Source organism: Crossiella sp. SN42 (assembly GCF_023897065.1).
GTDB lineage: Bacteria > Actinomycetota > Actinomycetes > Mycobacteriales > Pseudonocardiaceae > Crossiella.
The window spans coordinates 69,032-79,966 of record NZ_JAMHIV010000017.1; the positions used below are offsets into that span (position 1 = coordinate 69,032).

The window sequence follows — 10,935 nt, forward strand, 5'->3', positions numbered from 1 at the left end:
TGTGACCCGGGCCACCCTTGGCTGATCAATTCTGGGGTGGCAGCGACATCATGGCGAGCAGACTTCGGCGCACGTTCGAGCGGACCGGCCTGTACACGGCAGCGTGCCTGTCCATCGCGGTCGCCGTGGCGGACCTGGCGGGCTGGCTGGACCTCATCGCGCCGGGCGGGACCATCCAGAAGATCACCCTGCTGGTGCTGGGTTCCATGGCCCTGGTGGTGACGCTGGAGGTCGACGGTTTCGCCAAGCTGGACGAGATCGACGCCAAGGTGGACGCGGTGCGGCGGGCCGTCGCGCAGGGCTTCGAGCAGGGGCTGGTCGCGGTGCACCCGAACCTGGCCAACGAGGACTACCTCCGCTACGTCAAGCAGGCGCGGCAGGTGACGATCCTGAACACCTGGATTCCCAACCTGCAACGGCTGAAGGAGTCGCTGGGCGACGCGCTGGACCGGCGCGCGGAGGTCCGCATCCTGTTGCTGTACCCCAACTCGATGGTGGCCTCGCTGCGGGACGACGCGCTGCGCGCTCGCGGGAGGTCCAACCCCGAGTGGAACGTCCGGAGCGGGGTGCGGCACAACCTCGGCATCCTCAAGGAGCTGGTGACCGAGAAGCGCCGCCGGGCAGGCCACCTGAAGGTGAAGGTGTACAACTCGCTGCCCTCGGCCGCGGTGTACAAGGCGGACACGCACTACTACGTCAGTGTGTTCCTGCACGGACAGCTCGCGATCGAGTCGCCGCAGCTGGAGATCCAGGGCTCCGGCAGCCTGCTCGGGCGGCAGTTCCAGCAGGAGCTGGACACGCTGTGGGAGATCGGCGTGGAGATCGATCCGCTGGACTGGGAACGCGATCTCGAACGGAAACGACTGTGACTGGGGCGACGATGGCACATGAACTGGACGAGTTCGAGGACGGCTTGATCGCGCGGTTCCGCGCGCACCCGGTGCTGGCGAACGTGGCGGGACTGCCCGAAAGCCGGTTCCACGAGGTGCTGTTGCAGCGGCGGTTCCTGTCGCTGGCCTTCACCCCCGCCTACGACCTGGCGATCGACCTGCTGACCGACGAGCGCAGCGTGCGCATCGCCAGGGTGATCCTGCGCGAGGAGTACCCGGGCGAGGACGGGCGCAGCCTGTCGCACCGGGAGGAGATGAAGGAGGACATCCTCCGGCTCGGGGTGCCGCGCGCCGACCTGGTCACCAGCAGGCCGACCCGGGCGACCCTGGCGGCGATCACCGCGACCTTCGAGCTGATCAGCGAGGCCGGCGCGCGCGAGCACTCCGACGCCGGCCTGCTGACGGTGCTGCGGTTCTGGGGCGAGGTGCTGGTCGCGGTCGAGTACGAGCAGCTGTGGCAGCGGATCGGGCCGGTGCTGGGCGAGGGGTCGACGTTCTACCTGCCGCACAAGGTGCACGACGCCAAGGTCCGCCCGCTCGCGGAGTTCTCGCCGCTGGCCTCCACCCACTCCGACCAGCTCGGCGTCCAGCTGTGGCAGGCGCTCGGCTCGGCAGCGGAACAGGCCTGCTTCAAGCGCACCGAGGAGGCCATCGTGCGGATCAAGACCGCCTTCTACGACCAGTTCACCGCGAACTAGAGGTCATGCCCTGGTGGTCAGCCCACCGACCACATTTGGTTCGCGCCGCGGTGCGGGTGGTAGACCACGATGTCCGCGCCGTTGGCCGGGTTGAAGTTGCCCACGTCCACCGCGAGCCCGTTGTCCGCCGCGCGCAGCACCCGCAGCGCCGGGTGGTAGGTCCAGCGCTGCCCGTCGCCGCCGCAAGGCTGCACGGTCACCAGGTGCGGGGCCGGCGGGTTGTCCGGGCCGTGGTCCAGGCAGCCGCCGCTGCGCACCTCGACCCGGCCGTCCGCGCGCTGGGTGAAGCGCTGGGCGTTGGTGCCGTTGCAGTCCCACAGCTGGACCTTGGTGCCCGGCGCGGACGAACCGCCCGCGACGTCCAGGCAGCGGCCGCCGGGCAGGTCGGTGTGCAGCATCGACTCGACCAGACGCGGGCCGCCTGCCGGGGTCCAGCTCTGGTTCGGGCTCCCCCTGGGATGCCACAGGCCCAGCTCCGCGCCGCTGTCCGCGCGGTTGCCGAAGACGTCCAGCACCAGCTCGTTCGGCGCGGTGAGCACGCGTTTCGCGGTGTCGTAGCCGAAGACCTGGCCGTCGCCGCCGCAGACCTGGATGGTGACCACCCGGCCCGCGCTGGCGTTGTCGTCGCCGTAGTCGAGGCAGCCGCCGCTGTCCAGCGTGATCCGGCCGTCGGCGCGCAGGGTGGCCCGCTGCGCGTTGGTGCCGTTGCAGTCCCAGAGCTGAACCTTGGTGCCGGGGGTCGAGCGGGCGCCGTCGGCGTCGATGCAGCGCTCGCCCGGCTGGTCGGTGGTGACCGCCTGCGCGGTGAAGGCAGGCCTGCGGGCCGGTGGCGGGTCGAAGCGCACCGGCACGGACACGCTCGGCGTGCCGGCGGCGGTGAGCAGGAACAGCATGTGGTAGCCGGGCAACGCGGCGGCGGAGCTCGCGGGCGCGCGCACCCGCATCTGACCGTCCACAGTGGACTCAACCGTGAGCTCGACGTGCCGCTGGGTGGTGTTCACCGCGTGTGTGGACGCGCTGGGCGAGACCAGCACCGCGCGGGCCGGCGGGGCCTCGCCGCCGTAGTGCACGGTGAAGGACTGGCCGTACTGGAGCACCTCGGGCGCGTGCGTGATGCTCGGCCGGGGACCGCGGAAGAGGTTGGCCGGCTGGTAGATCTCGATCGAGCCCAGCAGGTTGTCGTTCTTGTCGGTGTCCCTGGTCATCTGCTGGAACTCGTCCCCGGTGACCAGCACCCGGCCGTCGGCCAGCAGCACCGCGTTGGAGTGGTAGCCGCGCAGCATCGCCGAGGACGGGCCCAGCTTCCAGGCGCGGGTGGCCGGGTCGTACAGCTCGACCTGGCGGTAGCGCTGGTCGCCGTCGGCCACCTTGTACCCGGCGCCGTAGTCGCGCAGCGGGTCGCCGGTCTCGCCGTTGACCGAGAGCACCCCGCCGTCGGGCAGCAGCACCAGGTTGTCGTTGTTGCGGCTGAACGCGCGGGCGCTGTCCGGCTGCCACCTGCCCGAGGCCGAGTCCAGCCGCAGCGCCTTCGGATCACCGGTGCTGCCGCTGGTCAGCAGCGCCTGGGTGGGGCCCTGCGCGCCGCCGGGCAGCGGCACCGCCGGGCCGTAGCGGCGGATCAGGCCGTCCGGCCGGTTCGGCAGCCGCTGCACCGACCAGGAGCTGGTGTCCAGCCGCTGCTGCTGGTCCGCGCCGCGGCCGAGCAGGTAGGTGGAGCCGTCGGCCAGGGTGAGCGCCTGCGGGTAGTCCCAGGTGAACACCTGCACCGGCGCGGTCTCACTGGGCAGGTCGGTCGCGTTCCGTTGGGCGACACCGGGAATCGCGGTGTTCCTGGCCGGGAAGATCTCGGTCTTGGCGGTCAGCCAGCCGTTGTCGTCCTCGCCGGAGACGGTGCCCACCCGGCCGTCCGGGGTGAGGAAGGAGGTCGGGTACCAGCGGCCGACGGACATGTCCTGCTGCCGGTGCCAGGTCTCGGTCCACGGGTCGAAGGTGAACACCAGCCTGGCCCCGGACAGCTGCCCGTCCTTGGCCAGGTTGCCGCCGAAGACGGCCAGGTTCCCGTTGGGCAGGAAGGCCATCCCGGTGCAGAACAGCGGCGCGGGCCTGGCCTGCCCCGAGCCGTCCGGCAGGTCCACCACCGGCGGCGGCACGGACTTCCACGCGGTCGCGCCGGTGCCCGCCTTCGGGTCCCACAGGTAGGCGCGGCCGCGGTTGCGCGCGCCGACGGTGTAGGTCGGGGTGGTCTCCTCCTGCGGGTTCTTGGTGACCTCGTCGAAGCTGAAGGAGAGCACCTTGCCGGTGGGCAGCACCGCCACGTGCACGCCGTAGTCCGGTGAGGGGTGGACCGCGCCGCTGGTCTCGAACCGGCCGACCTCCTCGGCCGGCCCCGGTGGCGGCGGCGTCTCACCGGGCGAGTCGAACCTGGCGTGCGGATCGGCCTTGCGGCCCTCCCGGAGCGCGCGCTTCCTGGCCTCCAGGTGCTCGCGCGCGTGCCGCTCGCCGAGGACCTTGCGCTCCTGCTCGTACAGGTGCTCCGGCGTCTCCCGGTCCGGGCTGGCGCCCGGCGGCAACGCGTGCCCGTGGGTGGCGTGCTGGTGGGGCGGGGCGGCCACGGCCGTCCCCACGAGTAGTAGGGACAGCACAACTCCAGGCAGCACTGAGCGCACGCCGAACCAAACCTTCCGTCACGGTGGTGGTTGGGCGTGGTCCTTCCCCGGCAGGCAGCCCTGTCTCCATTGACGGCGCAACTGACCGCCCGGGATAGCGCCGAATGGCGGTATCCGGCTGTGTGGCATGGGACAAAAAGCGCAGTCAGGGCGAAAGTCGTTTGGTATGCTAAGGATGTGCCGGAGTTCGAGACAGAGCCCACCCTCGCCAGCCGGTTGCGGCTGTCCGTCGTGCGGCTCAACCGCAGGCTCCGCGCGCAGCGCACCGACTCCACCGTCACGCTGACCCAGCTGTCCGCGCTGTCCTGCCTGTTCAAGTGCGGACCGCTGACCCCTGGTGAGCTGGCGGGCAAGGAAGGCGTGCAGCCGCCCTCGATGACGAGGGTGATCGCCGCGCTGGAAGACCACGGCTTCGCCACCCGGCGTCCGCATCCCACGGACGGCAGGCAGGCGATCGTGGAGATCAGCGAGCAGGGGCGGGCGTTCATCCGGGCCGATGTGCGGGCCCGGGAACGCTGGCTGGACAAGCAGTTGGCCGAGCTCGACGACTCGGACCGGGCAGTGCTGGCCCGGGCCGCCGAGATCATAGACAGGATGGCGGGGCAGTAACGGGTGACCACCTACGCGGAACGTGAGCCGGAACAGCGTCCGACCGACGACTCAACCCATCCGCGTAGCAGCCCAACCCCAGCCCCAGCCCCAACCCCAGCCAAGCGCCCAGGCATGTTCGCCTCGCTGCGCGCCCGCAACTACCGCTACTTCATCGCGGGCCAGATCGTCTCGCTGATCGGCGTGTGGATGCAGCGGGTCGCCCAGGACTGGCTGGTCCTGGACCTCTCGCACGGCAACGCGATCGCGCTCGGCATCGCGATGGCCCTGCAGTTCGCGCCCACCCTGGTGTTCTCGCTGTGGGCGGGCGTGCTGGCCGACCGGATGGACAAGCGCAAGCTGCTGATCGGCCTGCAGACCGCGATGGGCCTGTGCGCGCTGGTGCTCGGCCTGCTGGCGGTCACCGGCGCCGCGCAGCTCTGGCACGTCTACGCGCTCTGCCTGGCGCTGGGCTGCTTCACCGCGGTGGAGACGCCGGTGCGGCAGTCCTTCGTGGTGGAGATGGTCGGCAAGGACCAGGTGACCAACGCGGTCGCGCTGAACTCGATGAACTTCAACATGGCCCGGATCACCGGCCCGGCCATCGCCGGCCTGCTGATCACGCTGATCGGCACCGGCTGGGTGTTCCTGCTCAACGCGGCCACCTTCGTCGCGGTGATCCTCGGCCTGGCCCTGATGAACCCGGCCCAGCTGCACCGCAACCCGCCGGTGCCCAGGGCCAAGGGCCAGCTGCGCGAGGGCCTGCGCTACGTCCGCGGCCGCAAGGACCTGGTCGTGGTGATGGTGCTGGTGTTCTTCGTCAGCACCTTCGGCCTGAACTTCAGCAGCACGCTGGCGGTGGTGGCGCGCAACGTCTTCGGCCGCGACGCCGACGGCTACGGCCTGCTCTCCACCCTGCTGGCCGCCGGCACCTTCCTGGGCGCGCTGCTGGCCGCCCGGCGCAGCACCAAGGGCAAGCCCAGGCTGCGGGTGATGATCGGCGGCGCGGCGGTGTTCGGGGTGCTGGAGATCGTGCTCGGCCTGATGCCCACCTTCACCGCGCTGGGCCTGGTGCTGATCCCCACCGGCATCGCCGTGATGACGTTCACAACCACGGCCAACGCCACCGTCCAGCTGGCCGTCCGGCCGGACATGCGCGGCCGGGTGATGGGCCTGTACATGCTGGTCTTCCTGGGTGGCACCCCGCTGGGCAGCCCGGTGATGGGGTGGATCGCGCAGGAGTACGGCGGGCAGATGCCGCTGCTGGTGGGCGGGGTGGTCTCGCTGCTGGCCGCAATCGTCTGCGGAGCCGTTCTCGCAGGTCGCGGCGGCATCCGCTGGCCGGTCGGCCGCTGGCCACTCTTTCGGGCCAGAAGGCGTGGGTTGACCGAGGAGTGAAGTAAGGCTAACCTAAGTCTTGTCCGCTTCGTGGTGGGAGCGGCAGTCAGTTCGGGAACAGAGTGAGGCCCCGGCTCCGCGAGGAGTCCGGGGCCTCACTCTTTCTCGGCGACGTCAACTTGTCGGAGCATCCACCGCCGAAGCCTGGGGTGCCGCGCTCAGGGGAGCAGCAGGCCGTTCTTGCCCGCGCGGGCGTCCTCGAAGCGCTTGCCGACCTCGGTCCAGTCCACGACGTTCCACAGCGCGTTGATGTAGTCGGCCTTCACGTTGCGGTACTGCAGGTAGTAGGCGTGCTCCCACACGTCGAAGACCACCAGGGGGGTGGTGGCGATGGAGAGGTTGGAGTGGTGGTCCTTGAGCTGCTGGGTGATCAGCCGCTGACCGATCGGGTCCCAGGCCAGCACGCCCCAGCCGGAGCCCTGGATGGTGGTGGAGACCGCGTTGAGCTGGGCGCGCAGCTTGTCGAAGGAGCCGAACTCCTCATCGATCGCGGCGGCCAGTTCGCCGGTGGGCTTGTCGCCGCCGTTGGGGGAGAGGATCTTCCACCAGACCACGTGCATGGCGTGCCCGGCCAGGTTGAAGGCCAGGGTGTGCTCCAGGCCGACGATGGAGCTGAAGTCGCCCTTGTCGCGGGCTTCGGCGATCTTGTCCAGGGTGTCGTTGGTGCCCTTGACGTAGGCCGCGTGGTGCTTGGAGTGGTGCAGCTCGTTGATCTCCCCGCTGATCGCGGGCTCCAGCGCGGAGTAGTCGTAGTCAAGATCGGGCAGGACGTAGGCGCCCATCGAGAGCCTCCCCATGTGGCAGTCGTTCATGAGAGTGCTGTGCAACTACAACCTACTTGCAACAAGCCGTGGTCACGAGTTGGGGTCGGGGGTTTGACCTGGCTACTACTGCCGGGCCAGCATCAGCACCAGTAGGAACAGCACACGCCTTCGCGCAGGGGAAGCCGGTCGAAATCCGGCGCTGACCCGCAACGGTGGGCCGCGACACGCGGCGAGCCCGAGTACCTGCCGCAAGGTGCGACCCACCGATCTCCGTCGAGGCTTGCGGAAGGTGTCCATGAAGAACTCGTTGCTCGCCGCTGTGTGCGCGCTCACGCTGCTCATCCCGGCCTGCGGGAACCCGGCGGCCGCGCCCAGCGCCCCGGCCGCGCAGGAGATCGGCAACTGCGGCCGGACGCAGAAGTTCGACGGCCCGCCGAAGCGGATCCTCAGCCTGAACCAGCACGCCACCGAGATCCTGGTCGCGCTCGGTGTGACCGACCGGATCGTCGGCACCGCCTTCCCGGACACCCCGGACGTGCCTGCCGAGATCGCCGCGGACTACGCCAAGGTCAAGACCATCGCGGAGAAGTACCCGAGCGCCGAGCAACTGCTGGGCGCCGAGCCGGACCTGGTGGTCGGCGGCTACGCCAGCGCCTTCGCCGAGAAGGACGGCCGTGGCCGGGAAGCCTTGGAGGCCAAGGGCATCCGCACCTTCCTGCTGTCGGAGAACTGCCCGGACGCGACCGCGTCGATCAGCACCTACACCGAGGACCTGACCGCGCTGGGCCGGGCGCTGGGCGTGACCGACCGGGCCGCGAAGCTGGTGGAGCAGACCACCAAGGCGGTCGAGGAGGTCACCGCCAAGGTCGCCGCGGCGAACCGGCCCGCGGTGCCGGTGTTCTTCTACGACAGCGGTGAGCAGGCCCCGTTCACCGTGGGCGGCCGCGGCCTCGGCAACGACCTGGCCAGGCGCGCGGGCGGGCGCAACATCTTCGCCGACGTGGCCAAGGTCTTCGGCGACGCCAGCTGGGAGCAGGTCGCCGAGCGCGCGCCCGAGGTGATCGTGCTGGTGGACTACCTCGGCGACAACGGCGGCGTGGACGCCAAACGCCGTTTCCTGGCAGCACATCCGCTGGCCTCGGGCACCCCGGCGATGCGGAACAAGCGGCTGGTCACGCTGACCCTGCCGGACCTGATCGAGGGCATCCGGCTGCCCGCCGCGCTGCGCACGCTGGCCGCCGGCGTGCACCCGGACCTCTTCCGGTGACCCGGATCCCCCTCGGCCTGACCCTGCTGCTCGCGATCCTGGCGCTGCTCGGCGCCGCCAGCCTGGCCCTGTCCTTCGGGTCGGTGGCGGTGCCGGTCGGCCAGGTGTGGCGGATCCTGCTGCACTGGGTCGCGCCGGGGCTGGTGGAGGCCGACTGGTCGCCGGTGCGGGCCTCGATCATCCGCGAGTCCCGGCTGCCCAGGGTGGTGCTGGCGGTGCTGGTCGGGGCCGCGCTGGCGCTGGCCGGGGCGGTGGCGCAGATCGTCACCCGCAACCCGCTGGCCGACCCGTACCTGCTGGGCGTCAACTTCGGCGCCGGGTTCCTGGTCGCGCTGGTGCTGGTGGTCGGGATCGGTGCGGGCGCGCTGGGCGCGGCCACCGTGCCGATCGCGGCCTTCCTCGGCGCGCTGCTGGCCCTGGTGCTGGTGCTCGCGGTGGCCGGCAGGCTCGGCTCGCCGACCGCGCTGGTGCTCGGCGGCCTCAGCGTCGGCCAGGTGTTCTTCGCCGGCATCCTGATGGTGATCTTCCTGTTCGCCAAGGGGGACCAGGCCAAGCAGGTCATGTTCTGGCTCAGCGGCGGACTCGGTGACGCCCGCTGGCCCACCATGGTGGTGCCGGCCGCGGTGCTCGTGCTGGCGCTGGGTGCCGGCATGGCGGCCGGGCGGTGGCTGAACCTGCTGCACGCCGGAGACGACGGCGCCGCCGCCCTCGGCGTGGACCCGAAGCGGCTCCGGCTGGTGGCGTTGATCGCGGTGGCACTGCTGGCCGGGACCTCGGTCGCGGTGGCCGGTGGCATCGCCTTCGTCGGCCTGATCGTGCCGCAGGCGGCCGCGTTCCTGGTCGGCGCGGACGCCAGGCGGCTGCTGCCGGTGTCGGCGCTGCTGGGCGGGTTGTTCCTGGTCGCCACCGATCTGCTGTCCCGGATCGTGATCTCTCCGCTGGAGATCCCGGTCGGCGCGGTCACTTCCGCGATCGGCGGGGTGGTGTTCCTGGTGCTGCTGTACCGGCGACGGGGGAGGGTGGCATGAGCGTGCGCACCGAGGACCTGCGGGTCGCGCTCGGCGGCCGGATCGTGGTCGACGGGGTGAGCCTGGCACTCGCGCCAGGCGAGGTGCTGGGGCTGGTGGGCCCCAACGGTTCCGGCAAGACCTCGCTACTGCGCACGGTCTACCGCGCGCTGGTCCCCGAGGGTGGAGCGGTGCTGGTGGACCAGCGGCCGGTCACCGGGTACGGACGGCGGGAGCTGGCCAGGATGCTGGCCGCGACCACCCAGGAGCCTGAGCACAGCGCCTCGCTGACCGTGGCCGAGGTGGTCGGCCAGGGCCGCACCTGCCACCGCGGCTGGCTGGAGTCGCTGCGCGCGCAGGACCACGCCGCGGTGGCCGAGGCGATCGCGCTGGCCGACCTGGAAGCCTTGCGGGACCGGGATGTCCGCACCCTCTCCGGCGGCGAGCGGCAGCGGGTCTCCATCGCCCGCGCGCTGGCCCAGCAGCCGCGGATCCTGGTGCTGGACGAGCCGACCAACCACCTCGACCTGCGGCACCAGCTCGCCGTGCTGGAGCTGCTGCGGGCCCGCGCGGCCGAGGGCCTGTCCGTGCTGCTCACCCTGCACGACCTGCGGCTGGCGGTGGAGCACTGCGACCGGCTGGTGGTGCTGGACCACGGCAAGGTGGTCACCGCGGGGCCGCCGGCGCAGGTGCTCACCGCCGAGCTGCTGGCCGGGGTGTTCGGCGTGCGCGGTCAGCTGCGCGCGCTCGCCGACGGACGGTCCACTGTGGACATTGAAGGAACGGTGTGAGCTGCCTAGGCCAGTTCCTTGGCGAACTGGCGGATCAGGCGCAGCGAGTCCGCGGTGCTCAGCGCGTGTTCCACGGCCTGGTTGAACGCCGAGTCGAACTCGCGCAGCCGCACCGGGTGGTCGATCAGCGAGGTCGAGGTGACCGTCTCCTGCCACAGCAGCGTGGGCAGCCGCTGGCTCGGGAAGTCCAGCAGGTGGAACGCGCCGCCGCCGAGGGCGTGGAAGGCCGCCGCGGTGAACGGCACCAGCCGGATGTCCACAGTGGACGGTCGCTGCTCGACCATGGCGGCCAGGTGCCGCAGCTGTGCGGCCAGCACCGCGCGGCCGCCGACCTGCTGGTGCAGCACGGCCTCGGTGACCACCGCGGTGAGCCGCACCGGCTCCGGCCCGTCCAGCCGGTGCTGCCGGATCAGCCTGGCCTCCAGCACCCGCTCCACGTCGGCCATCCGGATGTTCGGCCCAGCGCCGCGGATCACCGCGCGGGCGTAGTCCTCGGTCTGCAGCAGGGCAGGCACCAGGCCGCCGTCGTAGGAGCGGATCGCGGCCGCGCCGTGCTCGTAGCCGAAGAAGCGCAGGGTGTCGTCGGTGAACAGCCCGGAGTAGGCCTGCCACCAGCTGCGCTGCTCGGCCGCGGCGCGCAGCTCGATCAGCCCGGCGTAGGACTCCTCGCTCAGCCGGTAGGCCTTGGCCAGCGCCTTCAGCCGCACGTCGGTGATCTTCAGCTTCCCGCCCTCGACCCCGGAGACGTAGGGCTGGGTGAGCTTGGCGGCCTTGGCCGCGGCGACCGCGGTCAGGCCGGTCAGCTCCCGGTGCTCGCGCAGCCGGAGGCCGAGCTCCCAGTTGGCGACGGTGGGTGAAGTGGGCAC

General features: G+C 71.2%; 10 protein-coding genes and 1 riboswitch. Of the genes, 7 read left to right on the forward strand and 3 right to left on the reverse strand.

Annotation, left to right across the window (positions count from 1 at the left end; translation table 11 throughout):
• Positions 1 to 50: 50 nt before the first annotated feature.
• Both M8C13_RS21095 and M8C13_RS21100 read left to right on the forward strand, forming a co-directional pair.
• Positions 51 to 869 carry a hypothetical protein gene (locus tag M8C13_RS21095; RefSeq protein WP_252482366.1) on the forward strand — a complete coding sequence of 273 codons (819 nt, stop codon included), beginning with the start codon at positions 51 to 53 and terminating at the stop codon, positions 867 to 869.
• A gap of 11 nt (positions 870 to 880) precedes the next feature.
• The gene (locus tag M8C13_RS21100) at positions 881 to 1,588 is read left to right on the forward strand and encodes a hypothetical protein (protein ID WP_252482367.1); all 708 of its coding nucleotides are present in this window, start codon (positions 881 to 883) and stop codon (positions 1,586 to 1,588) included.
• 17 nt (positions 1,589 to 1,605) lie between these two features.
• Here the strand turns inward: M8C13_RS21100 and M8C13_RS21105 are convergent, their stop codons facing one another.
• Entirely contained in the window at positions 1,606 to 4,200 is a 2,595-nt protein-coding gene (locus M8C13_RS21105) for a ricin-type beta-trefoil lectin domain protein (protein WP_252482368.1), read from the reverse strand.
• A gap of 231 nt (positions 4,201 to 4,431) precedes the next feature.
• Between M8C13_RS21105 and M8C13_RS21110 the strand changes: the two genes are divergently transcribed.
• On the forward strand, positions 4,432 to 4,863 hold the full coding sequence (locus M8C13_RS21110) for a MarR family winged helix-turn-helix transcriptional regulator (protein WP_252482369.1): 432 nt from the start codon (positions 4,432 to 4,434) through the stop codon (positions 4,861 to 4,863).
• Between the two features lie 114 nt (positions 4,864 to 4,977).
• Positions 4,978 to 6,240 carry an MFS transporter gene (locus M8C13_RS21115; protein WP_252482370.1) on the forward strand — a complete coding sequence of 421 codons (1,263 nt, stop codon included), beginning with the start codon at positions 4,978 to 4,980 and terminating at the stop codon, positions 6,238 to 6,240.
• Between the two features lie 158 nt (positions 6,241 to 6,398).
• Here M8C13_RS21115 and M8C13_RS21120 read toward each other — a convergent pair whose 3' ends face one another.
• A complete protein-coding gene (locus M8C13_RS21120) occupies positions 6,399 to 7,022 on the reverse strand; it encodes a superoxide dismutase (RefSeq protein WP_252482371.1) in 624 nt (207 codons plus the stop codon).
• A 158-nt stretch (positions 7,023 to 7,180) separates the two neighbouring features.
• Positions 7,181 to 7,248: riboswitch (cobalamin riboswitch) on the forward strand.
• Positions 7,249 to 7,299: 51 nt separating this feature from the next.
• Between M8C13_RS21120 and M8C13_RS21125 the strand changes: the two genes are divergently transcribed.
• From M8C13_RS21125 to M8C13_RS21135, 3 genes are read left to right on the forward strand one after another with little or no spacing between them, the layout of a single operon-like run.
• The gene (locus M8C13_RS21125) at positions 7,300 to 8,271 is read left to right on the forward strand and encodes an ABC transporter substrate-binding protein (protein ID WP_252482372.1); all 972 of its coding nucleotides are present in this window, start codon (positions 7,300 to 7,302) and stop codon (positions 8,269 to 8,271) included.
• On the forward strand, positions 8,268 to 9,299 hold the full coding sequence (locus M8C13_RS21130) for an iron ABC transporter permease (protein ID WP_252482373.1): 1,032 nt from the start codon (positions 8,268 to 8,270) through the stop codon (positions 9,297 to 9,299). Before M8C13_RS21125 ends, M8C13_RS21130 begins: the two co-directional genes overlap by 4 nt.
• The gene (locus M8C13_RS21135; protein ID WP_252482374.1) at positions 9,296 to 10,069 is read left to right on the forward strand and encodes an ABC transporter ATP-binding protein; all 774 of its coding nucleotides are present in this window, start codon (positions 9,296 to 9,298) and stop codon (positions 10,067 to 10,069) included. The genes M8C13_RS21130 and M8C13_RS21135 overlap by 4 nt, the downstream gene beginning before the upstream one ends.
• A gap of 5 nt (positions 10,070 to 10,074) precedes the next feature.
• Here the strand turns inward: M8C13_RS21135 and M8C13_RS21140 are convergent, their stop codons facing one another.
• Positions 10,075 to 10,935, reverse strand: a complete 861-nt coding sequence (locus M8C13_RS21140; protein WP_252482375.1) for a helix-turn-helix transcriptional regulator — start codon at positions 10,933 to 10,935, stop codon at positions 10,075 to 10,077.

Bases quoted from the DNA above. Each gene is read 5' to 3' on its own strand.
- M8C13_RS21095 (WP_252482366.1), top strand. From the start codon at position 51: ATGGCGAGCAGACTTCGGCGCACGTTCGAGCGGACCGGCCTGTACACG.
- M8C13_RS21100 (WP_252482367.1), top strand. From the start codon at position 881: ATGGCACATGAACTGGACGAGTTCGAGGACGGCTTGATCGCGCGGTTC.
- M8C13_RS21115 (WP_252482370.1), top strand. From the start codon at position 4,978: ATGTTCGCCTCGCTGCGCGCCCGCAACTACCGCTACTTCATCGCGGGC.
- M8C13_RS21120 (WP_252482371.1), bottom strand. From the start codon at position 7,022: ATGGGCGCCTACGTCCTGCCCGATCTTGACTACGACTACTCCGCGCTG.
- M8C13_RS21125 (WP_252482372.1), top strand. From the start codon at position 7,300: ATGAAGAACTCGTTGCTCGCCGCTGTGTGCGCGCTCACGCTGCTCATC.
- M8C13_RS21135 (WP_252482374.1), top strand. From the start codon at position 9,296: ATGAGCGTGCGCACCGAGGACCTGCGGGTCGCGCTCGGCGGCCGGATC.